23 protein-coding genes, 1 pseudogene and 1 riboswitch are annotated in these 19,861 nt (G+C 42.8%); of the genes and pseudogenes, 18 read left to right on the plus strand and 6 right to left on the minus strand.

Features of this window, described 5'->3' with window-relative positions; genetic code table 11:
- Positions 1 to 77: 77 nt before the first annotated feature.
- A riboswitch (glycine riboswitch) is annotated at positions 78 to 166 on the plus strand.
- 90 nt (positions 167 to 256) lie between these two features.
- From D8805_RS04625 to D8805_RS04635, 3 genes are all read left to right on the plus strand, one after another.
- Positions 257 to 1,579, plus strand: a complete 1,323-nt coding sequence (locus D8805_RS04625) for an alanine/glycine:cation symporter family protein (RefSeq protein ID WP_125415714.1) — start codon at positions 257 to 259, stop codon at positions 1,577 to 1,579.
- Between the two features lie 131 nt (positions 1,580 to 1,710).
- Positions 1,711 to 2,259, plus strand: coding sequence for a carboxymuconolactone decarboxylase family protein (locus D8805_RS04630; RefSeq protein ID WP_125415717.1), 549 nt, complete (start codon positions 1,711 to 1,713; stop codon positions 2,257 to 2,259).
- Positions 2,260 to 2,367: 108 nt separating this feature from the next.
- On the plus strand, positions 2,368 to 3,267 hold the full coding sequence (locus tag D8805_RS04635) for a TDT family transporter (protein WP_125415719.1): 900 nt from the start codon (positions 2,368 to 2,370) through the stop codon (positions 3,265 to 3,267).
- Between the two features lie 25 nt (positions 3,268 to 3,292).
- Here D8805_RS04635 and serS read toward each other — a convergent pair whose 3' ends face one another.
- The 3 genes from serS to D8805_RS04650 form a co-directional block, all read right to left on the minus strand.
- On the minus strand, positions 3,293 to 4,567 hold the full coding sequence (gene serS / locus D8805_RS04640; RefSeq protein ID WP_125415722.1) for a serine--tRNA ligase: 1,275 nt from the start codon (positions 4,565 to 4,567) through the stop codon (positions 3,293 to 3,295).
- Between the two features lie 213 nt (positions 4,568 to 4,780).
- The gene (locus D8805_RS04645) at positions 4,781 to 5,152 is read right to left on the minus strand and encodes a DUF956 family protein (protein ID WP_125415725.1); all 372 of its coding nucleotides are present in this window, start codon (positions 5,150 to 5,152) and stop codon (positions 4,781 to 4,783) included.
- A gap of 2 nt (positions 5,153 to 5,154) precedes the next feature.
- Positions 5,155 to 6,519, minus strand: coding sequence for an aspartate kinase (locus D8805_RS04650; RefSeq protein WP_125415728.1), 1,365 nt, complete (start codon positions 6,517 to 6,519; stop codon positions 5,155 to 5,157).
- A gap of 202 nt (positions 6,520 to 6,721) precedes the next feature.
- Here D8805_RS04650 and D8805_RS04655 point away from each other — a divergent pair, with 202 nt between their 5' ends.
- From D8805_RS04655 to D8805_RS04725, 15 genes and pseudogenes are all read left to right on the plus strand, one after another.
- Positions 6,722 to 7,507 (plus strand): enoyl-CoA hydratase, encoded by a 786-nt coding sequence (locus D8805_RS04655; protein WP_001015593.1) that lies wholly within the window; start codon positions 6,722 to 6,724, stop codon positions 7,505 to 7,507.
- Between the two features lie 90 nt (positions 7,508 to 7,597).
- The gene (gene fabT / locus D8805_RS04660) at positions 7,598 to 8,032 is read left to right on the plus strand and encodes a fatty acid biosynthesis transcriptional regulator FabT (protein ID WP_000386342.1); all 435 of its coding nucleotides are present in this window, start codon (positions 7,598 to 7,600) and stop codon (positions 8,030 to 8,032) included.
- Positions 8,032 to 9,006, plus strand: coding sequence for a beta-ketoacyl-ACP synthase III (locus D8805_RS04665; protein WP_125415730.1), 975 nt, complete (start codon positions 8,032 to 8,034; stop codon positions 9,004 to 9,006). The genes fabT and D8805_RS04665 overlap by 1 nt, the downstream gene beginning before the upstream one ends.
- A gap of 57 nt (positions 9,007 to 9,063) precedes the next feature.
- Complete coding sequence (locus tag D8805_RS04670) at positions 9,064 to 9,288, plus strand: acyl carrier protein (RefSeq protein ID WP_000257840.1); 225 nt, start codon at positions 9,064 to 9,066, stop codon at positions 9,286 to 9,288.
- 117 nt (positions 9,289 to 9,405) lie between these two features.
- Positions 9,406 to 10,380, plus strand: a complete 975-nt coding sequence (gene fabK / locus D8805_RS04675) for an enoyl-[acyl-carrier-protein] reductase FabK (RefSeq protein WP_000857452.1) — start codon at positions 9,406 to 9,408, stop codon at positions 10,378 to 10,380.
- Positions 10,373 to 11,293, plus strand: a complete 921-nt coding sequence (fabD, locus tag D8805_RS04680; protein ID WP_125415733.1) for an ACP S-malonyltransferase — start codon at positions 10,373 to 10,375, stop codon at positions 11,291 to 11,293. The genes fabK and fabD overlap by 8 nt, the downstream gene beginning before the upstream one ends.
- Before the next feature lie 44 nt (positions 11,294 to 11,337).
- Positions 11,338 to 12,069 carry a 3-oxoacyl-[acyl-carrier-protein] reductase gene (gene fabG, locus D8805_RS04685; protein ID WP_125415736.1) on the plus strand — a complete coding sequence of 244 codons (732 nt, stop codon included), beginning with the start codon at positions 11,338 to 11,340 and terminating at the stop codon, positions 12,067 to 12,069.
- 28 nt (positions 12,070 to 12,097) lie between these two features.
- Positions 12,098 to 13,333: a beta-ketoacyl-ACP synthase II gene (fabF, locus tag D8805_RS04690; RefSeq protein WP_000774052.1), complete on the plus strand. Its 1,236-nt coding sequence runs from the start codon at positions 12,098 to 12,100 to the stop codon at positions 13,331 to 13,333.
- 2 nt (positions 13,334 to 13,335) lie between these two features.
- A complete protein-coding gene (gene accB, locus D8805_RS04695; RefSeq protein WP_038806390.1) occupies positions 13,336 to 13,824 on the plus strand; it encodes an acetyl-CoA carboxylase biotin carboxyl carrier protein in 489 nt (162 codons plus the stop codon).
- Complete coding sequence (gene fabZ / locus D8805_RS04700) at positions 13,821 to 14,243, plus strand: 3-hydroxyacyl-ACP dehydratase FabZ (protein ID WP_084925311.1); 423 nt, start codon at positions 13,821 to 13,823, stop codon at positions 14,241 to 14,243. Before accB ends, fabZ begins: the two co-directional genes overlap by 4 nt.
- An 11-nt stretch (positions 14,244 to 14,254) precedes the next feature.
- The gene (gene accC / locus D8805_RS04705) at positions 14,255 to 15,622 is read left to right on the plus strand and encodes an acetyl-CoA carboxylase biotin carboxylase subunit (RefSeq protein WP_084925310.1); all 1,368 of its coding nucleotides are present in this window, start codon (positions 14,255 to 14,257) and stop codon (positions 15,620 to 15,622) included.
- Positions 15,623 to 15,657: 35 nt separating this feature from the next.
- Positions 15,658 to 16,524: an acetyl-CoA carboxylase, carboxyltransferase subunit beta gene (gene accD, locus D8805_RS04710; protein WP_001173379.1), complete on the plus strand. Its 867-nt coding sequence runs from the start codon at positions 15,658 to 15,660 to the stop codon at positions 16,522 to 16,524.
- Complete coding sequence (locus tag D8805_RS04715; RefSeq protein ID WP_084925309.1) at positions 16,521 to 17,288, plus strand: acetyl-CoA carboxylase carboxyl transferase subunit alpha; 768 nt, start codon at positions 16,521 to 16,523, stop codon at positions 17,286 to 17,288. The genes accD and D8805_RS04715 overlap by 4 nt, the downstream gene beginning before the upstream one ends.
- Positions 17,289 to 17,443: 155 nt before the next feature.
- Positions 17,444 to 17,626, plus strand: a pseudogene (briC, locus tag D8805_RS04720) (biofilm-regulating peptide BriC); the annotation flags it as partial.
- 21 nt (positions 17,627 to 17,647) lie between these two features.
- Positions 17,648 to 18,370 carry a CPBP family intramembrane glutamic endopeptidase gene (locus tag D8805_RS04725; protein ID WP_084925379.1) on the plus strand — a complete coding sequence of 241 codons (723 nt, stop codon included), beginning with the start codon at positions 17,648 to 17,650 and terminating at the stop codon, positions 18,368 to 18,370.
- Between the two features lie 49 nt (positions 18,371 to 18,419).
- Here D8805_RS04725 and nusB read toward each other — a convergent pair whose 3' ends face one another.
- Genes nusB through efp form a run of 3 tightly spaced genes read right to left on the minus strand, consistent with a single transcriptional unit; the run spans position 18,420 to position 19,806 of the window.
- A complete protein-coding gene (gene nusB / locus D8805_RS04730; protein ID WP_084925308.1) occupies positions 18,420 to 18,842 on the minus strand; it encodes a transcription antitermination factor NusB in 423 nt (140 codons plus the stop codon).
- A complete protein-coding gene (locus tag D8805_RS04735) occupies positions 18,835 to 19,224 on the minus strand; it encodes an Asp23/Gls24 family envelope stress response protein (RefSeq protein WP_084925307.1) in 390 nt (129 codons plus the stop codon). The genes nusB and D8805_RS04735 overlap by 8 nt, the downstream gene beginning before the upstream one ends.
- Positions 19,225 to 19,245: 21 nt before the next feature.
- Complete coding sequence (efp, locus tag D8805_RS04740; RefSeq protein WP_000568642.1) at positions 19,246 to 19,806, minus strand: elongation factor P; 561 nt, start codon at positions 19,804 to 19,806, stop codon at positions 19,246 to 19,248.
- Positions 19,807 to 19,861 lie beyond the last annotated feature (55 nt).

A 19,861-nucleotide genomic window follows, 5' to 3' on the forward strand; every position in this document is an offset into this window, starting at 1 on the left:
ATAATAAAAAATAAAATACCAACACCGAATGAAGTTTAATAGAAATGGAGAAAGGTTTGTTTTCCATGACTGTAAATGGACGGAACTCTGGAGAGACCGTAAAGGCACCGAAGGGGCAAGGCAGGCAACTGCTCAAACTCTCAGGTAAAAGGACAGAGCTAAGATAGACCGCTTTTTAGCATTTATCTAGGCATTCCAGAGTACATGTATCTTGCATGTGCTCTTTCTTTTGGGGTTGAAAAGATAGGAGAAGGAAATGTTAGAATTGCTCAAAGCGCTTGATGCTTTCGTTTGGGGGCCTCCCCTTTTAATCTTATTGGTCGGAACGGGAATCTATCTGACCATTCGTCTAGGCCTTTTACAAGTGGCTCGTCTCCCCAAGGCCTTTCAGTTGATTTTTACCAAGGACAAGGGACATGGAGATGTGTCGAGCTTTGCGGCCTTATGTACGGCTCTAGCAGCCACCGTTGGAACGGGAAATATCATCGGGGTCGCGACAGCCATCAAGGTTGGTGGGCCAGGGGCCCTCTTTTGGATGTGGATGGCGGCCTTCTTTGGGATGGCAACCAAGTATGCTGAAGGCTTGCTGGCCATCAAATACCGTAGCAAGGATGCAAATGGAGCTGTAGCTGGAGGACCCATGCACTACATCCTTTTGGGAATGGGAGAAAAGTGGCGTCCACTTGCTATCTTCTTTGCCCTAGCTGGTGTATTGGTGGCTCTTCTAGGGATTGGTACCTTTACCCAAGTCAATTCGATTACAGAATCCATTCAAAATACAGCCCAAGTTGATCCAGCTATCACGGCTCTCGTTTTGTCTGTTTTTGTAGCGATTGCAGTCTTTGGTGGCCTCAAATCCATTTCAAAAGTTTCGACAGCAGTCGTTCCTTTTATGGCTATTGTCTATATTTTAGGAACTTTTACAGTTATACTCTTTAATATCGAGAAAATCCCAGCCACACTTGCCCTGATCTTTGCTTCAGCCTTTAGTCCAGCTGCTGCGGTAGGTGGTTTTGCAGGTGCAAGCATTCGGATGGCTATCCAAAATGGTGTGGCGCGAGGAGTCTTCTCTAACGAATCTGGTCTTGGTTCAGCTCCCATTGCAGCGGCTGCAGCTAAGACTAATGAGCCTGTAGAGCAAGGCTTGATTTCCATGACAGGAACCTTTATTGATACTTTGATTATCTGTACTCTGACAGGTCTAACAATCTTAGTAACTGGTGTTTGGAGCGGAGATTTAAATGGTGTTGCCTTGACCCAGTCAGCCTTTTCAACAGTTTTTTCACACTTTGGGCCTGCCCTTTTGACCATCTTCCTTGTTCTCTTTGCCTTTACGACAATTTTAGGTTGGAACTATTATGGAGAGCGCTGTTTCGAGTTTCTCTTCGGTGTTCGTTTTATCTGGCTTTACCGTGTAGTCTTTGTAGTCATGGTCTTGTTGGGAGGATTTATCGAGTTGGATATGGTTTGGATTATCGCAGACATTGTCAACGCCTTGATGGCTTTACCAAACTTGATTGCCCTCTTAGTCTTGTCGCCAGTCGTCATTGCTGAGACTAAAAAGTATTTTAAACACTAACCCAATCACACTTTTAGTGTGATTTTTTTCATTTCATAGACATTTTCTATCAAGGCGATTGAAAATATATATTATTCAAGGGGGAAATTCTATGATAGACTAAATGACAATAAAATGAAAAGAGGTTTCTTATGACAACATTTACCATCCATACAGTAGAATCAGCCCCAGCAGAAGTGAAAGAAGTTCTTGAAACAGTACAAAAAGACAACAATGGCTATATTCCCAACCTAATTGGTCTCTTGGCCAATGCCCCTACCGCCCTTGAAGCCTACCGAACTGTCGGAGCTATCAACCGTCGCAATAGCCTGACACCAGTGGAACGCGAAGTAGTGCAAATCACGGCAGCCGTGACCAATGGTTGTGCTTTCTGCGTGGCAGGTCATACTGCCTTTTCAATCAAACAAATCCAGATGAATGATGATCTTCTTCAAGCCCTTCGCAACCGCACTCCGATTGAAACAGATCCAAAACTAGACACCCTAGCCAAGTTTACCTTGGCAGTCATCAATACCAAGGGTCGTGTAGGAGATGAAGCTTTGGCTGAATTCTTAGAAGTCGGCTATACGCAACAAAATGCCTTGGACGTAGTTCTCGGTGTCAGCCTAGCCAGCCTTTGCAACTATGCCAACAACCTAGCCAATACGCCCATTAATCCAGAATTGCAACCTTATGCCTAGTTCGAATCATAAATAAAATGAAGGCTGATTTATCCAGTCTTCATTTTTCTATGCTATTTTAAGACCTTTTATGCTATACTGATAATAATATGATTAACGGAGGTTGCCATGAAAAAACTCCCCTTGGTATTTTCTGGTTGTTTGTTAGGTTTGGCAGGTGCAGGAAACCTGATTGCGGATACTTGGCCTGTTCTTTCGCACCTATTTAGTTTGACTGGATTGGTCTTATGGATTTTCTTTCTCCTTCTTCATCTAAGAAATTGGTCTGAAACCAAGCGAGAATTGACCAAGCCCCCTCTTCTATCTGGAATGGCAACTTTTCCCATGGCTGGGATGATTTTGTCGACCTATGTCTTTCGCGTATTCCCTGCTTTTCCTTTGGTAGCACAAGGAATCTGGTGGTTTTCTTTTATTTTGGATCTTGCTTTGATCGCTTATTTTTCTCGTCGCTTTCTTGGAGTGGAGGAAAGAGCTAGTGCAACACCAAGCTGGACAGTACTTTATGTGGGAATAGCAGTGGCAGCCTTGACCTATCCAGTCGTTGGCCTGATTCAGATTGCCTATCTAACGGTGACTTTCGGCTTTCTAGCTACTTGTTTTCTCTATCCGTTGATTTACAGTGATTTAAAGAAGAAACCATTGACTCCAGCCCTACTAGGGCAAGAAGGAATCTACTGTGCTCCTTTTTCTTTACTCTTAGCTGCTCTGGTGCGTATCGGTGGAGTCACTCTTCCGACCTGGTCTCTCCTAATCATGATATTAGCTTCTCAAGCCTTCTATTTCTTTGTAATGATCCGGTTACCGAAGATTGTCAAAGGAGGCTTTCAGCCAGCCTTCTCAGCTCTGACTTTTCCAACCATTATCACAGCTACCTCGCTCAAGATGGCTCAGGGAATTTTGAAACTTCCTTTTCTGGATTATCTGGTATTGGCTGAAACCCTCCTTTGCCTGATTATTTTACTCTTTGTCTTGAGTGGTTATCTAATTTGGTTACGAAAAAAGGTCTAGCTATTATCTAGCTAGGCCTTATTTTTTATGGTTTGATAACTTCAGCGCCACCCATATATGGACGAAGAACTTCAGGGATGGTTACAGAACCATCTTCATTTTGGTAGTTTTCAAGAATAGCAGCTACTGTACGCCCAACCGCAAGTCCAGAACCGTTCAAGGTATGAAGGAGTTTAACCTTGCCATCGGCTTCGTCACGGTAACGGATTTGAGCACGACGAGCTTGGAAATCTTCTGTATTTGAACAGCTTGAGATTTCACGATAGGTATTTTGGGCTGGAATCCAAACTTCCAAATCGTAAGTCTTGGCAGCTGAGAAGCCCATGTCTCCAGTAGAGAGCGCAACCACACGGTATGGAAGGTTGAGTTTTTGAAGGATGTTTTCAGCGTTGGCAGTCATTTTTTCCAATTCTTCGTAAGATTCTTCTGGTTTGGCAAATTTGACCATTTCAACCTTGTGGAATTGGTGCAAACGGATCAAGCCACGTGTATCACGACCAGCTGAACCAGCCTCAGAACGGAATGATGGACTCATAGCAGTGAAGTAGATTGGAAGGTCTTTTCCGTCAAGGATTTCATCGCGGTAGTAGTTTGTAAGAGGTACTTCAGCGGTCGGAATCAAGACAAAGTTGGTATCACTCAATTCAAAGGTATCTTCCTTGAATTTTGGATATTGACCAGTACCAAACATAGAGTCGTGGTTAACCATGTAAGGTGTGATGACTTCCGTATAGCCTTCCTTGCCATGCTCATCCAACATAAAGTTATAGATGGCACGTTCCAAACGAGCGCCAAGACCTTTATAGAAAAGGAAACGAGCACCCGTCACTTTTCCACCACGTTCCCAGTCAAGGATACCCAAGTCTTCACCAAGATCCCAGTGAGCTTTTGGTTCAAAGTCAAACTCGCGTGGAGTTCCCCAACGGCGAACCTCAACGTTGTCATCCTCATCAGCTCCAACAGGAACGCTGTCAGCTGGAATGTTTGGAAGAGTAGTGGTAAATTCTGTCAATTTAGCATCGATTTCTGCCAATTCAGCATCGAGAGATTTTACTTCAGCAGAGAGAGCTTGCATAGCAGCAATCTTGTCATCAGCATTCTCCTTATTGCGCTTGGCTTGAGCAATCTCTGCAGAAACTGTGTTACGTTCTGCCTTGAGATTTTCGACCTTGACCAAGATGTCACGACGTTTAGCGTCGATTTCTTTCATCTCGTTAAGGATAGCAGCATCTACACCACGTGTAGCCAATTTTTCAGCGACAGCATCAAAGTCTGTACGAATACGCTTGATATCTAACATAAGAACTCCTTTATGAAAAAAGCACACCTAACAAAGCGTTGGAGTGGCAGGGCCACGGTTCCATCCAACTTCACAGGTGTGCACTTGATTCTGTATTTAATTGTGAATAACGGTAGAATTTCACTTATCTCCTCTATCTGCTCGCAGCACCCGCAGACTTTCTGAAAGAAGATGATAACCTACTTATCCGTTGCTATGATTATACTAAAGTTTCTACTTTTTTGCAAATAGATTTTTAAATTTTTGTCCAATGGTCTGGAGCAGAGTCGGAAGTTTCACGACCTTGTCGTTTCCTAATTTTTCCCGAGCGATTTTGAGGATAGTCCCAGAGTCTTTGGAAGCAAAGAGGAATTTTCCTTGATCAGTGAAGACTTCAAAGTGACGGCTGATTTTGCGGTCACTTACGTTGGCTCCGATTTGCTGAATGCTAGACCAGGGGATCTGGATATATTGTTCGACATTGACATCAGGATAAAACTCTAAGGCTTGATCCCCAACTAGAAATTTTCCAACTTTTCCAGAGATAGAGAGGTAAGATGTCCCAGTAGTTTGGAGGTCAATGACTTTATTGAGAGATTGGGCCATGATTAGTCTTCCTTACTTTCATCGAAAAAGGCATGATAGAGAGCCTTGATAGCTGCTTTTTCTTGATCTTTATTGACAACAAACATGATGGAAACTTCACTTGAACCTTGGGACATCATCTGGATGTTGATTTTATTCTCAGACAAAGCACGTGTTGCAGTAGCAGTTACCCCGATATGACTCTTCATCTTTTCTCCGACAATCATAATGATTGAAAGGTCATGTTCGATTTCGGCATGGTCCACTTCAGCCTTTTGAACGAGCTGACGCAGAATTTCTTCTTCCTTGATAGGAGTCAACTCACGGGAGCGGAGAATGATCGAAAGATCGTCGATACCTGTTGGCATGTGTTCCCATCCGATGTTAAGATCTTCGAGAATTTGCAGAACCTTGCGTCCAAATCCAACTTCACGGTTCATGAGGTATTTCGACATGTTGATGCTGACAAAGCCAGAATCACCAGCGATTCCAACGACTGGGAATTTATCACTGCTATGCTTTAGAACGATACGAGTACCCGGATGGTCAGGGTTATTGGTATTTTTGATAACGAGAGGGATTTTTCCTCGGTAGGCAGGAAGAAGGGCTTCGTCATGAAGGACTGAAAATCCAGCATATGCCAACTCCCGCATTTCACGGTAGGTCAATTCAGGGATAGAATGAGGCTGGTGAATGATACCTGGATGGGCAGCAAAGATACCATCGACATCTGTAAAGTTTTCGTAGAGGTCGGCTTTGACACCGGCAGCGATGATGGAACCAGTTATGTCGGATCCACCACGGGAGAAGGTACAGATTTGATTTTCCTTAGTGACCCCAAAGAAACCAGGAATAACAAGGACTTCGTTGCTGTCAGCCAAGCCTTCAATCTTGTCATAGCTAGATGGAATGATACGAGCATTTCCAGGTTCGCTTGTTACGATAATTCCCGCTTCTCTTGGATGAACATAGCGTGCATCGATACCGTTTTGGTTGAAGTAGGCTGCAATCAATTTGGCATTGTTATTTTCTCCAGCCGCTAGGAAGGTATCATAGAGAAATTCATTGTCCTCTATAGGAAGAGTTGCCAAGGCCCGAATACTTTTAGATATTTTTTCTAAAACAGCAGGTTTTAACCCTAGTTCACTAACCATAGCCGCATAGCGATCGATGATCCAGTTTTGGCTCTTGCTGATATCATTTCCCGCTACATAGTCACGATAGTATTTGATCAAAGCGTCAGTAACCTTGGTATCTTCAGCATTGCGTTTTCCGGGTGCAGAAACGACCACAAAACGGCGCTCTTTATCACTTTTAACGATGTTTAAAACTTTTTCTAACTGACTAGCAGAGGCAAGAGAGCTTCCGCCAAATTTTACAACCTTCATAGGGACTCCTCAAGTAAGTATTTTATACGATTATAGCAGAAAGAGGGGCTTTTTTCAATGAAGAAAATAGTATCGTCTTTAGTATAAAGTGAGCGTTTTGATCAGCCGAGACACTTTCGATTGGTTTTCTCTTGCCTCTTTATCTAAAAAAAGGTATACTTTGACAATGAAATAATTTTATCACCTTATAAAAGGAGAAGCTATGAATCATATCTTATATCAGATCGTAGATGATCTTGCTATCATCACTTTGAATCGTCCCGAAGTGGCAAACGGTTTCCATATCCCAATGTGTGAGGAAATTTTAGAAGCTTTGACTCTAGCAGAGCAGGATCAAACTGTTCAGTTTATCTTGATTAACGCTAATGGGAAGGTCTTTTCAGTTGGGGGAGATCTGGTTGAGATGAAGCGTGCAGTGGATGAAGATGATATCCCTTCTTTGAATAAGATTGCAGAATTGGTCAATACAATTTCTTTTAAAATCAAGCAAATTCCTAAACCTGTTTTGATGGAGGTAGATGGAGCAGTTGCTGGTGCTGCAGCCAATATGGCAGTAGCAGTCGATTTTTGTTTGGCGACTGATAAGGCAAAATTCATCCAGGCATTTGTTGGAGTTGGATTGGCGCCGGACGCTGGTGGAATTCATCTCTTGAGTCGTAGCATCGGGGTAACACGTGCTGCGCAACTTGCCATGACAGGAGAAGCTTTGACTGCGGAAAAAGCACTGGAATGGGGCGTGGTATACCGTGTCTGCGAAGCTGATAAATTAGAAAAAACTAGAGAACAAGTTCTGAAGAAATTAAGACGAGGCTCAGCAAACTCATACGCAGCCATTAAAAAGTTGGTTTGGGAAAGCCAATTTAAGGATTGGCAGAATTATGCTGAATTGGAATTAAAGTTGCAAGAATCTTTGTCTTTGACTGAAGATTTTAAAGAAGGAGTTCGAGCTCATTCTGAAAGAAGACGACCAAAATTTTCAGGAAAATAAAAAAATACTTGCACAATTCTTTGGAGTTTGATATACTTTTTGTGTCAAATGTTTTGAATGCAAAAGTTTTTTTGAGAAGGAGGGAATACTTTGGACTACCAACAAGTGAATGAGTATTTAACATCTATTTTTAATAATGTCCTTGTGATTGAGGAGGTTAGCTTACGAGGTAGTCGTTTCAAAGACATCTCCATCAAAGAAATGCACACGATTGATGTGATTGGGAAGTTTCCGGAGGCAACACCAAGCAAGGTTTCAAAAGAACTGATGGTAACTCTTGGAACTGTTACGACCAGCTTGAATAATCTCGAAAGAAAAGGTTATGTTGAGCGCATTCGTTCTGATCAGGATCGTCGTGTGGTCTATCTGCATTTGACAAAGAAAGGTCGTTTGGTTCACCGCCTTCATAAACGTTTCCACAAGGCCATGGTCGAGAAAATTATCGATGGCATGAGTTCTGAAGAGATAGAAGTGATGGGCAGGGGCTTGACTAACCTTTATCAATTTTTGGAGGATTTGAAATAATGGCTTTTGCAAAAATAAGCCAGGTTGCTCATTATGTTCCAGAGCAAGTGGTCACTAATCAAGACTTGGCTCAAATTATGGATACAAGCGATGAGTGGATTTCAAGTCGGACAGGAATTAAACAGAGACATATTTCAAAAACGGAGTCAACGAGTGATTTGGCGACAAAAGTTGCTAAGAGTTTGCTGGCTAAGGCGAGCATAAAAGCGGATCAGATTGATTTTATCATTGTAGCGACGATTACTCCAGACTCGATGATGCCTTCTACGGCAGCTCGGGTTCAGGCAAATATCGGAGCGCATAGAGCTTTCGCCTTTGATCTGACAGCAGCCTGTAGTGGCTTTGTATTCGCTCTCTCAACTGCTGAAAAGTTTTTAAGCTCTGGACAGTTCAAAAAAGGGATTGTTATCGGGGCTGAGACCTTATCCAAGGCAGTTGACTGGTCGGATCGTTCGACAGCTGTTCTCTTTGGAGATGGTGCAGGTGGGGTTCTCTTGGAAACGAGCGAAACACGGCACTTCCTCGTGGAAAGTCTCTATACGGATGGCTCTCGGAGCGAGTGTTTGACCTATGGCCAAACGGCTTTGGCTTCTCCTTTCTCAGATCAAGAGGCAGTTCCTGCTTTTTTGAAAATGGATGGACGAGCAGTTTTTGATTTTGCAAATCGTGATGTTGCTAGATCGATCAAAGAAACCATTGAAAATGGTCCAATCGCAGCATCGAAATTGGATTATCTCTTGCTTCATCAGGCAAATATCCGCATTTTGGATAAGATGGCTAAGAAAATCGGTGTAGACCGAGACAAGCTTCCTGCCAATATGATGGAGTATGGAAATACCAGTGCAGCAAGTATCCCGATTTTGCTCTCAGAGTGTGTGGAGAATGGTAAGATTCGTTTAGATGGTAGCCAGACGATTCTCCTATCAGGCTTCGGTGGAGGTTTGACATGGGGCACACTCATTCTTACAATCTAGGTAATCATGTGGTAAACACATAGTTATAAATTTTTTATATTTTAAAGGAGTCCTATCATGGCAGTATTTGAAAAAGTACAAGAAATTATCGTTGAAGAACTTGGGAAAGACGCATCAGAAGTAACACTTGAATCTACTTTTGATGATTTGGATGCAGATTCATTGGACTTGTTCCAAGTAATCTCTGAAATCGAAGATGCTTTCGATATCCAAATCGAAGCAGAAGATAACTTGAAGACAGTTGGTGACTTGGTTGCCTACGTTGAAGAGCAAACAAAATAATTAACATATTACTAGAAGGAGTAGGGGAGACCCGCTCCCTCTTGTTTAGGTAATAGTTTGAGACTCAAATGATAAACTCATCGAACTATTACGTAAGCAAGGAATGATGGAGGCACTATGAAAACACGTATTACAGAATTATTGAACATTGATTATCCTATTTTTCAAGGAGGAATGGCCTGGGTTGCGGATGGTGACCTGGCTGGTGCGGTATCAAAAGCTGGTGGTCTAGGGATCATCGGTGGTGGGAATGCACCTAAAGAGGTCGTAAAGGCTAATATTGATAAAATCAAATCACTTACGGATAAACCTTTTGGTGTCAACATCATGCTCTTGTCACCTTTTGTAGAAGACATCGTTGATCTCGTAATTGAAGAAGGGGTCAAGGTGGTTACAACTGGTGCAGGAAACCCAAGTAAATACATGACTCGTTTCCATGATGCAGGAATTACAGTTATTCCTGTTGTTCCAAGTGTTGCTTTGGCAAAACGCATGGAAAAAATTGGTGCAGATGCAGTTATTGCAGAAGGAATGGAAGCCGGTGGACATATTGGTAAATTAACAACTATGACCTTGGTTCGTCAGGTTGCTGCGGCTGTTTCGATTCCAGTTATCGCAGCTGGAGGAATTGCGGACGGTGAAGGTGTTGCTGCAGGCTTTATGCTTGGTGCTGAGGCCGTTCAAGTTGGTACGCGTTTCGTAGTAGCTAAGGAATCTAACGCCCATCCAAAATACAAGGAAAAAATCTTAAAAGCGCGTGATATCGATACGACTATTTCCGCTCAACACTTTGGACATGCTGTTCGTGCCATTAAAAATCAGTTGACACGTGACTTTGAGCAGGCTGAAAAAGATGCCTTTAAACAAGAAAATCCAGATTTAGAAATCTTTGAACAAATGGGAGCTGGTGCTCTTGCTAAAGCCGTTGTTCATGGAGATGTAGAAGGTGGATCTGTCATGGCAGGTCAGATCGCTGGTTTGGTTTCTAAAGAGGAAACTGTTGAAGAAATCCTAAAAGATCTATATTACGGCGCAGCCAAGAAAATTCAAGAAGAAGCCTCTCGTTGGGCAGGAGTTGTAAGAAATGACTAAAACAGCCTTTCTATTTGCGGGTCAAGGTGCTCAGTATCTAGGGATGGGGCGTGATCTCTATGATCACTATCCTATCGTCAAGGACACCATCGACCAAGCCAGTCAGGTTTTGGGTTATGACCTTCGTGACTTGATTGATAAGGAAGAAACCAAGTTAAACCAGACTCGCTATACGCAGCCAGCTATTTTAGCGACTTCGGTTGCTATTTACCGACTATTGAAAGAAAAGGGCTACGAGCCGGATATGGTAGCAGGCTTGTCTCTTGGGGAATATTCTGCTCTTGTAGCAAGTGGTGCCTTGGACTTTGAGGATGCAGTTGCCTTGGTTGCTAAACGTGGTGCTTATATGGAAGAAGCTGCACCTGCAGGCTCTGGGAAGATGGTTGCCGTTCTTAATACTCCAGTTGAAGTGATTGAGGAAGCTTGTGAAACAGCCTCTAAAGTTGGAGTAGTGACTCCAGCTAACTACAACACCCCAAGCCAAATCGTTATCGGTGGTGAGGTGGCTGCGGTTGACCACGCAGTTGAACTCTTGCAGGAAGCAGGAGCAAAACGATTGATTCCTTTAAATGTATCTGGTCCTTTCCATACAGCCCTTCTTGAGCCAGCCAGTCAGCAACTAGCTGAAGCTCTTGAGGGAGTGAGTTTCTCTGATTTCACTTGCCCACTAGTTGGCAATACGGAAGCTGTTGTTATGGAAAAAGATCGAATCCAAGAGCTCTTGACACGTCAGGTGAAAGAACCTGTTCGTTTTTATGAAAGTATTGCTGTGATGCAGGATGCTGGGGTAACCAACTTTATTGAAATTGGTCCTGGTAAGGTCCTATCAGGCTTTGTCAAAAAAATCGATAAAACAGCTCAGCTAGCTAACGTTGAAGACCAAGCAAGCTTGGATGCTTTGTTAGGAAACTAATGATCCCTTCTCCCACAAAATACAACAGGAAACAGGAGAACAGAATGCAACTTACAAACAAAAATATCTTTGTAACAGGTTCAAGTCGTGGTATCGGACTTGCCATTGCTCACAAATTTGCCCAACTAGGCGCTAATGTAGTTTTGAATAGCCGAGGAGCAATCTCAGAAGAATTGCTGGCTGAGTTTTCAAACTACGGCGCCAAAGTAGTGCCGATCTCAGGTGATGTTTCAGACTTTGCAGATGCCAAGCGTATGGTAGATCAAGCGATTGCAGAACTCGGTTCTGTAGATGTCTTGGTGAACAATGCTGGGATCACTCAAGATACGCTTATGCTCAAGATGACCGAAGAAGACTTTGAAAAAGTGATTAAGATCAATTTGACAGGTGCTTTCAACATGACGCAAGCAGTTTTGAAACAGATGATCAAGGCACGTGAAGGTGCGATCATCAACATGTCTAGTGTGGTCGGTTTGATGGGAAATATCGGACAAGCTAACTATGCAGCTTCTAAAGCAGGTTTGATTGGTTTTACCAAGTCAGTAGCACGTGAAGTTGCCAATCGTAATGTGCGCGTAAATGCTCTTGCACCAGGAATGATTGAGTCAGATATGACTGCTGTTTTGTCTGATAAGGTCAAGGAAGCGACATTGGCCCAAATCCCAATGAAACATTTTGGTCAAGCAGAACATATCGCAGATGCTACAGTGTTCCTGGCTGGACAAGATTATTTGACTGGACAAGTTCTCGCCGTTGATGGCGGACTTAGCATGTAAAAAATAAGGAAAGATATAGGTAAGACAGATGAAACTAAATCGAGTTGTAGTAACAGGTTACGGATTGACCTCTCCTATCGGAAATACTCCAGAAGAATTTTGGAACAGTTTGCAAACTGGGAAAATCGGGATTGGAGAAATCACTAAGTTTGACCACAGCGAATTTGCTGTCCACAATGCGGCAGAAGTTCAAGATTTCCCATTTGATAAATACTTCGTCAAAAAAGATACCAACCGTTTTGACAACTATTCTTTGTATGCCTTGTATGCAGCTCAAGAAGCGGTGACAAATGCTAATCTTGATGTAGAAGCAATCGATAAAGATCGCTTTGGTGTTATCGTGGCTTCTGGTATCGGTGGTATCAAGGAAATCGAAGATCAGGTTATCCGTCTTCATGAAAAAGGTCCAAAACGCGTTAAACCAATGACACTTCCAAAAGCCTTGCCAAATATGGCTTCAGGAAATGTTGCGATGCGTTTCGGAGCAAACGGTATCTGTAAATCAATCAATACAGCCTGTGCTTCATCAAACGATGCCATTGGGGATGCCTTCCGCTCTATCAAGTTTGGTTTCCAAGATGTCATGTTAGTTGGTGGATCAGAATCATCTATCACTCCTTTTGCTATCGCTGGTTTCCAAGCGTTGACTGCCCTATCAACTACGGAAGATCCAACTCGTGCTTCTATTCCATTTGACAAAGACCGTAATGGTTTTGTGATGGGAGAAGGTTCAGGGATGTTGGTTCTTGAAAGCCTTGAACATGCTGAAAAACGTGGTGCAACTATCTTGGCTGAAGTAGTTGGCTACGGTAATACCTGTGATGCTTACCATATGACTTCACCTCATCCAGAGGGTCAAGGTGCGATTAAGGCTATGAAGTTGGCTTTGGAAGAAGCAGAAATTTCTCCAGAGCAAGTGGCTTACGTCAATGCCCACGGAACTTCAACTCCTGCTAATGAAAAAGGAGAAAGTGGTGCGATTGTAGCTGTCCTTGGTAAAGAAGTACCTGTATCTTCAACCAAGTCCTTTACAGGACACTTACTTGGTGCTGCAGGAGCAGTAGAAGCCATCGCTACCATCGAAGCCATGCGTCATAACTATGTACCAATGACAGCTGGAACAAGCGAGTTATCAGACTATATCGAAGCGAATGTCGTTTATGGACAAGGCTTGGAGCAAGAAATCCCTTATGCTATTTCAAACACTTTTGGTTTTGGTGGACACAATGCGGTTCTTGCTTTCAAACGTTGGGAGAATAAATAATTATGAATTTAAATGAAATCAAGGACTTGATGGCTCAATTTGACCAATCAAGTTTGAGAGAATTTTCTTATAAAAATGGAACGGACGAATTGCAGTTCAGTAAGAATGAAGCAAGAATGGCTTCTGAAGTACCAGCTCAAGTTGTTCCAGCGCCAGCTGCAGTAGCTGCAAGTCCAGTAGTTTCGGCCCCTTCAACTCCAGTAGAGAGTGCAGTGGAAGAAGCTCCAGCACCAGCTGAAACGACGGTTGCTCCAGAGGGTGATGTCGTTGAAAGTCCACTTGTAGGGGTGGCTTACTTGGCTGCTGGACCAGATAAACCTGCCTTTGTCACAGTCGGAGACAGTGTTAAAAAAGGTCAGACTTTGGTGATCATCGAAGCCATGAAAGTCATGAATGAAATCCCTGCACCTAAAGATGGTGTGGTGACAGAAATTCTCGTTTCAAATGAAGAAATGGTTGAGTTCGGTAAAGGATTGGTACGTATCAAATGATCGATATTCAAGGAATCAAAGAAGCTCTACCCCATCGCTACCCCATGCTTCTAGTGGATCGTGTCTTGGAGGTGAGCGAAGATACCATTGTTGCCATTAAAAATGTGACCATCAACGAACCTTTCTTCAATGGTCATTTTCCTCGATACCCAGTCATGCCAGGTGTTCTTATCATGGAGGCCTTGGCTCAGACTGCTGGTGTCTTGGAATTGTCCAAACCTGAAAATAAAGGGAAACTGGTCTTCTACGCTGGCATGGACAAGGTTAAGTTCAAGAAGCAAGTTGTACCAGGTGATCAATTAGTCATGACGGCTACTTTTGTCAAACGTCGTGGTACAATCGCCGTGGTTGAAGCAAAGGCTGAAGTGGATGGTAAGCTCGCAGCGAGTGGTACTCTTACCTTTGCAATTGGAAACTAAGGAGGTTCTCCATGTTTCGTAAAATTTTGATTGCCAACCGTGGTGAGATTGCGGTTCGCATTATTCGGGCTGCGCGTGAATTGGGCATTGCGACCGTAGCAGTCTATTCAACTGCTGATAAGGAAGCTCTTCACACACTCCTAGCGGATGAAGCTATCTGTATCGGACCTGGTAAGGCGACAGAGTCTTATCTCAATATCAACGCTATTTTATCGGCTGCAGTCTTGACAGAGGCAGAAGCTATCCACCCAGGTTTTGGTTTTCTTAGCGAAAACTCCAAGTTTGCCACGATGTGTGATGAAGTAGGGATTAAGTTTATCGGTCCTTCTGGAGCTGTAATGGATACCATGGGAGATAAGATCAATGCGCGTGAGCAAATGATCAAGGCTGGGGTTCCAGTTATCCCAGGATCTGATGGTGAAGTTCACACAGCTGAAGAGGCACTTGCAGTTGCAGAAAAGATTGGCTATCCAGTCATGCTTAAGGCATCGGCAGGTGGTGGTGGAAAAGGGATTCGTAAGGTTGAAAAGGCAGAAGACTTGGTCGCAGCCTTTGAGACAGCATCCAGTGAAGCCAAGGCCAATTTTGGGAATGGCGCTATGTATCTTGAGCGTGTGATTTATCCAGCTCGTCATATCGAAGTTCAGATTCTTGCAGATCAAGAGGGTCATGTTGTCCATCTTGGTGAACGGGATTGTTCACTCCAACGGAATAACCAAAAAATCTTAGAAGAAAGCCCATCCATTGCGATTGGCAAAACCCTTCGTCATGAAATTGGTGCTGCAGCCGTTCGTGCAGCAGAGTCTGTTGGCTATGAAAATGCAGGAACAATTGAATTTCTTCTCGATGAAGCGAGTGGCAATTTCTACTTCATGGAAATGAATACTCGTGTGCAAGTTGAACACCCAGTCACAGAGTTTGTTTCAGGTGTTGATATCGTGAAGGAGCAGATTCGCATTGCAGCCGGGCAACCTTTACCTTTCAAACAAGAAGATATCGTCCTACGAGGCCATGCTATCGAGTGCAGGATCAATGCGGAAAATCCAGCATTTAACTTTGCTCCAAGCCCAGGTAAAATTACCAATCTCTATCTACCAAGTGGTGGAGTTGGCTTGCGTGTGGACTCGGCAGTCTATCCAGGCTATACCATTCCTCCTTACTATGATAGTATGATTGCTAAAATCATTGTTCATGGGGAGAATCGTTTTGACGCTCTTATGAAGATGCAACGGGCACTTTATGAACTTGATATTGAAGGAGTGCAAACCAATGCAGACTTCCAGTTGGATCTGATTTCAGACCGCCGAGTTATCGCTGGTGACTACGATACTTCCTTCTTGATGGAAACTTTCTTGCCAAAATACCAAGAAAAAGAATAGACTTTCAAACAGTATGAGAACTAAAAGGGGGAGTTATGGCTCTATTTAGTAAAAAGGATAAGTATATTCGGATCAATCCTAACCGTTCCGTAAGGCAGAAACCACAAGCCAAGCCTGAGGTTCCGGATGAACTCTTCTCCCAGTGTCCTGGTTGTAAACACACCATTTACCAAAAGGATCTTGGGAGCGAACGAATTTGTCCCCATTGTAGCTATACTTTCCGTATTTCAGCTCAGGAACGCTTGGATTTGACGATTGATTCTGGTAGCTTTGTGGAGATGTTTACGGGTATTGAAACTCAAGATCCATTAAACTTTCCTGGCTACCAGAAAAAACTTGCAACAATGCGTGAAAAGACAGGTTTGGATGAAGCAGTACTAACTGGTACAGCTAGCATCAAGGGACAAAAAGTTGCCCTTGGAATCATGGATTCAAACTTTATCATGGCTTCTATGGGAACCGTTGTGGGTGAAAAAATCACGCGCTTGTTTGAGTATGCAACGGTAGAAAACTTGCCAGTCGTTCTCTTCACAGCTTCTGGTGGAGCCCGTATGCAAGAAGGAATCATGAGCCTGATGCAGATGGCTAAAATTTCTGCGGCAGTTCAACGTCATTCCAAGGCAGGACTTTTTTACCTAACTATTTTAACCGATCCGACAACAGGTGGGGTGACTGCTTCTTTTGCTATGGAGGGTGATATTATCCTGGCGGAGCCACAGAGTTTGGTTGGTTTTGCTGGGCGCCGTGTTATCGAAAATACAGTTCGTGAGACCTTGCCAGATGACTTCCAAAAGGCAGAATTTTTGCTTGAACATGGATTTGTTGATGCAATTGTCAAACGGAGAGAATTGCCTGAAACAATTGCTAAATTAGTAAGATTGCATGGAGGAAGTCGCGGATGAATATTGCAAAAATAGTTAGAGAGGCACGCGAGCAGAGTCGCTTGACTGCACTTGATTTTGCCAATGGAATCTTCGATGAATTTATCGAATTGCATGGAGACCGCTCTTTCCGTGATGATGGTGCGGTTATTGGTGGAATTGGCTGGTTAGGTGACCAAGCAGTAACTGTCGTTGGTATCCAAAAGGGGAAGAGTCTTCATGACAACCTCAAACGCAATTTTGGGCAACCTCATCCAGAAGGCTATCGTAAGGCCTTGCGCCTGATGAAACAGGCAGAAAAGTTTGGCCGTCCAGTTGTGACCTTTATCAACACTGCGGGAGCTTATCCTGGTGTTGGGGCCGAGGAACGTGGACAAGGTGAAGCAATCGCTCGAAACCTGATGGAAATGAGCGACCTCAAGGTTCCAATCATCGCGATTATTATCGGTGAAGGAGGGTCTGGAGGTGCATTAGCACTAGCCGTTGCTGACCGTGTCTGGATGCTGGAAAATTCGATCTATGCCGTGCTCAGTCCAGAAGGCTTTGCCTCTATCCTTTGGAAGGATGGGAGCCGTGCTATGGAGGCGGCAGAGTTGATGAAGATCACTTCACACGAACTCCTAGAAATGGGAATCGTAGATAAGGTAATCTCAGAAGCAGGCCTCTCCAGTAAAGAGCTACAAGCTCGTGTTAAAAATGAATTGCGTGCAGAACTAGATAGGTTGCAAGAACTACCACTTGACCAACTTATTGAAGAACGTTACCAACGGTTTAGAAAATACTAAGAATGACTAAATGAGACTAGGAAGGTCTCATTTTTTTATAGAAAATACCATTCAGGTTGAAAAATTGACAGTTGAGGAGATGGACTATAAAATAGATAAAAAAGAAGTATACTGTAGATGTGAGCCTACAACAATATTTTAAGAAGGTTCTTGCAATGACAGGTACAGAAACATTTACAGTTCTTTCATCTGAGGACTTAGATCAAGTTTCAGGTGGTCTTGCTGTTTGGGAAGATGGTTATGGTAGATGGTTATATTATAGAGAATTTTCTCCCTATATGGGGCAAGAGGCACTTAATTCTTATAGAGATGCTTGGAAGTACGGCTTCCGAGCAGGAGAATCTTTCAAAAAAAGTACGATGAGAAACACAAAGAAACTAAGACAATTTGGAATATTTTTGCTTATTATTTTACTATCTACCTATTTACCACAAACAATTGGATTGTATGTGGCAATCATTTTAGGGTTAGGCGCTGATGTCTATTCTCTTATTTTAACAATAGGATTAGTAGGAATTTGCCTTCTATTAATTTGGTGGTTAAAAAAGCAAAAGATGCTCTTTATCTTTGAGAAAAAGAGCTGGAACTGGTCAACTATCTTTTACTTGTTTGCATGTTATGTGTTTCATCAGATTCTAGGTAATTTTTGGGTACGCTATGCTCATTTGATTAATGCTAGGAATATTCATGATGAGTATTTTACCGTGGTTCTTTCAAATGGACAACCAACCTTTTTATCGACTATCTTATCTTTTGTCCTGCCTGTAATCATCGGTCCTGTTTTTGAGGAGACTCTTGATAGAGGGTATTTTATGAATACCTTCTTTCCTAAGTCAAAGTACTATTTAGATGTCATCTTATCAGGTCTTATTTTTGGGCTCAGTCATTTGATACTATCTCACCGAGACCCAATTAGTTTATTATATTATAGTCTGATTGGTTTCTTTTTCGCTCTTGTCTATCGTTCTACAGACAATCTTCGATTGACCATCCTCTGCCATAGTTTTTTTAACTTTCTCAATCATGCAAAACCCATCTGGATTTTTGTTTACAATTATATCTATTATCGTTTTTTTAGATAGTGGGTAGCAAAGAAAAAAGTGTTTGATAGTTGTCAAACACTTTTTCTATTTACTGTTCTTCTGTTACAAACTGGCTGAGCAGTCCATTGATAAAACGGGCAGATTTTTGATCTGAGAAGTCCTTTGCAAGCTCGATAGCTTCATTAACAGCAACCAACTGTGGAGTGTCAAATGAAGTGATTTCAAAGACTCCCAAACGAAGGAGGTTTCTCTCCACGAGCGTTAAACGCTCAATGGTCCAACCTGCTTTTAAATGCTGTGTGATTTGCTTGTCTAGTTCGTCTTTTTTAGCTTGAACACCAGAAACGAGATCTGTCAAAAAGGTTGGAAGTTGCACATCTGTATCTTCACGATCGTGTGTGTAGGCGAAACGACAAGCAGTTTCGACGTCTGTATCAAACTCAAGACTCATAAGAGCTTGAAAGGCACACTTACGGAGCTCACGTCTAGATTCTAATAGTGGACTAGTCATTGAGGAAGTCCTCATCAAACAAGTCTTTCAAGTCTGGTTTTGGTGTTTTATCTGGAACGATACCTGCAACGTGGATATTGATAGCAGCGAGTTCTACATCAGCCATATTGCGGACTGCATCTTTGACAGCTTTTTGGATAGCAACAGCTACCTTAGGAACTTTTACTCCGTACTCAAGGTAGAGGTAGATATCAGCTGAGAGTTCTTCGTCCACGTTTTTAAGATAAACGCCGCGGCCGAGTGAAAGTTTTGAAAGGGTATCAGATACTGATTTGTTTGAAAAAGAGTGTACGCCCTCTACCTTTGCAGTAGCAACAGCAATGATTTTTTCAAGTACACGTGGGGCGATAACGATTTCGCCAAGTTGTTCTTCAATTCCCATAGAATGACCTCTTTCTAGAGATTAGGCACGAGAAACGTAAGTTCCTTCTGCAGTGTTGATAACGAGTTTTTGTCCTGCTTCGATGAAGTCTGGCACGTTTACGACAAGACCAGTTTCCATCGTTGCTGGTTTACCAGAACCTGTAACAGTAGCACCTTTGATAGATGGTTGAGTTTCTGCAACTGTCAATTCAACAGTAGTAGGAACGGTAACACCGATTACTTCAGTTCCGTAGAATTGGATCTTCACTTCTGAGTTTTCAAGGATGTAAAGCAATTCGTTTTCAACGTTGACTACAGGGATTTCGTATTGGTCGTAAGTTTCTGTATTCATGAAGTAGGCTGTGTCATCCATTTTGTACAAGTATTGAGCTGGGACAGTCTCGATGATGGCTTGTTCAAATTTTTCCTCTGGACGGTAGCTTGTGTCAAATGTAGAACCAGTACGGACATCACGCAATTTCATACGCATGATTGTGTTTCCTTTACCTGGTTTGTGGTGGCTAGCTTCCAAAACGCGGATCAATTTTCCGTCAGCTGTTTCAAAGGTCATACCAGCTTTTAATTTACTTGCTTCAATCATGTTTTTACCTCTTTAATAAATATTATTACTCTTCATTTTACCATAAAATACTCTG

Source organism: Streptococcus oralis subsp. dentisani (genome assembly GCF_003944205.1).
GTDB lineage: Bacteria > Bacillota > Bacilli > Lactobacillales > Streptococcaceae > Streptococcus > Streptococcus oralis_BH.

What these genes read in the sequence shown, in the direction of transcription:
- D8805_RS04625 (WP_125415714.1), top strand. Translation starts at nt 257, where the DNA reads ATGTTAGAATTGCTCAAAGCGCTTGATGCTTTCGTTTGGGGGCCTCCC.
- D8805_RS04630 (WP_125415717.1), top strand. Translation starts at nt 1,711, where the DNA reads ATGACAACATTTACCATCCATACAGTAGAATCAGCCCCAGCAGAAGTG.
- D8805_RS04635 (WP_125415719.1), top strand. Translation starts at nt 2,368, where the DNA reads ATGAAAAAACTCCCCTTGGTATTTTCTGGTTGTTTGTTAGGTTTGGCA.
- serS (WP_125415722.1), bottom strand. Translation starts at nt 4,567, where the DNA reads ATGTTAGATATCAAGCGTATTCGTACAGACTTTGATGCTGTCGCTGAA.
- D8805_RS04645 (WP_125415725.1), bottom strand. Translation starts at nt 5,152, where the DNA reads ATGGCCCAATCTCTCAATAAAGTCATTGACCTCCAAACTACTGGGACA.
- D8805_RS04650 (WP_125415728.1), bottom strand. Translation starts at nt 6,519, where the DNA reads ATGAAGGTTGTAAAATTTGGCGGAAGCTCTCTTGCCTCTGCTAGTCAG.
- D8805_RS04655 (WP_001015593.1), top strand. Translation starts at nt 6,722, where the DNA reads ATGAATCATATCTTATATCAGATCGTAGATGATCTTGCTATCATCACT.
- D8805_RS04665 (WP_125415730.1), top strand. Translation starts at nt 8,032, where the DNA reads ATGGCTTTTGCAAAAATAAGCCAGGTTGCTCATTATGTTCCAGAGCAA.
- D8805_RS04670 (WP_000257840.1), top strand. Translation starts at nt 9,064, where the DNA reads ATGGCAGTATTTGAAAAAGTACAAGAAATTATCGTTGAAGAACTTGGG.
- fabK (WP_000857452.1), top strand. Translation starts at nt 9,406, where the DNA reads ATGAAAACACGTATTACAGAATTATTGAACATTGATTATCCTATTTTT.
- fabD (WP_125415733.1), top strand. Translation starts at nt 10,373, where the DNA reads ATGACTAAAACAGCCTTTCTATTTGCGGGTCAAGGTGCTCAGTATCTA.
- fabG (WP_125415736.1), top strand. Translation starts at nt 11,338, where the DNA reads ATGCAACTTACAAACAAAAATATCTTTGTAACAGGTTCAAGTCGTGGT.
- fabF (WP_000774052.1), top strand. Translation starts at nt 12,098, where the DNA reads ATGAAACTAAATCGAGTTGTAGTAACAGGTTACGGATTGACCTCTCCT.
- accB (WP_038806390.1), top strand. Translation starts at nt 13,336, where the DNA reads ATGAATTTAAATGAAATCAAGGACTTGATGGCTCAATTTGACCAATCA.
- fabZ (WP_084925311.1), top strand. Translation starts at nt 13,821, where the DNA reads ATGATCGATATTCAAGGAATCAAAGAAGCTCTACCCCATCGCTACCCC.
- accC (WP_084925310.1), top strand. Translation starts at nt 14,255, where the DNA reads ATGTTTCGTAAAATTTTGATTGCCAACCGTGGTGAGATTGCGGTTCGC.
- accD (WP_001173379.1), top strand. Translation starts at nt 15,658, where the DNA reads ATGGCTCTATTTAGTAAAAAGGATAAGTATATTCGGATCAATCCTAAC.
- D8805_RS04715 (WP_084925309.1), top strand. Translation starts at nt 16,521, where the DNA reads ATGAATATTGCAAAAATAGTTAGAGAGGCACGCGAGCAGAGTCGCTTG.
- D8805_RS04725 (WP_084925379.1), top strand. Translation starts at nt 17,648, where the DNA reads ATGAGAAACACAAAGAAACTAAGACAATTTGGAATATTTTTGCTTATT.
- nusB (WP_084925308.1), bottom strand. Translation starts at nt 18,842, where the DNA reads ATGACTAGTCCACTATTAGAATCTAGACGTGAGCTCCGTAAGTGTGCC.
- D8805_RS04735 (WP_084925307.1), bottom strand. Translation starts at nt 19,224, where the DNA reads ATGGGAATTGAAGAACAACTTGGCGAAATCGTTATCGCCCCACGTGTA.
- efp (WP_000568642.1), bottom strand. Translation starts at nt 19,806, where the DNA reads ATGATTGAAGCAAGTAAATTAAAAGCTGGTATGACCTTTGAAACAGCT.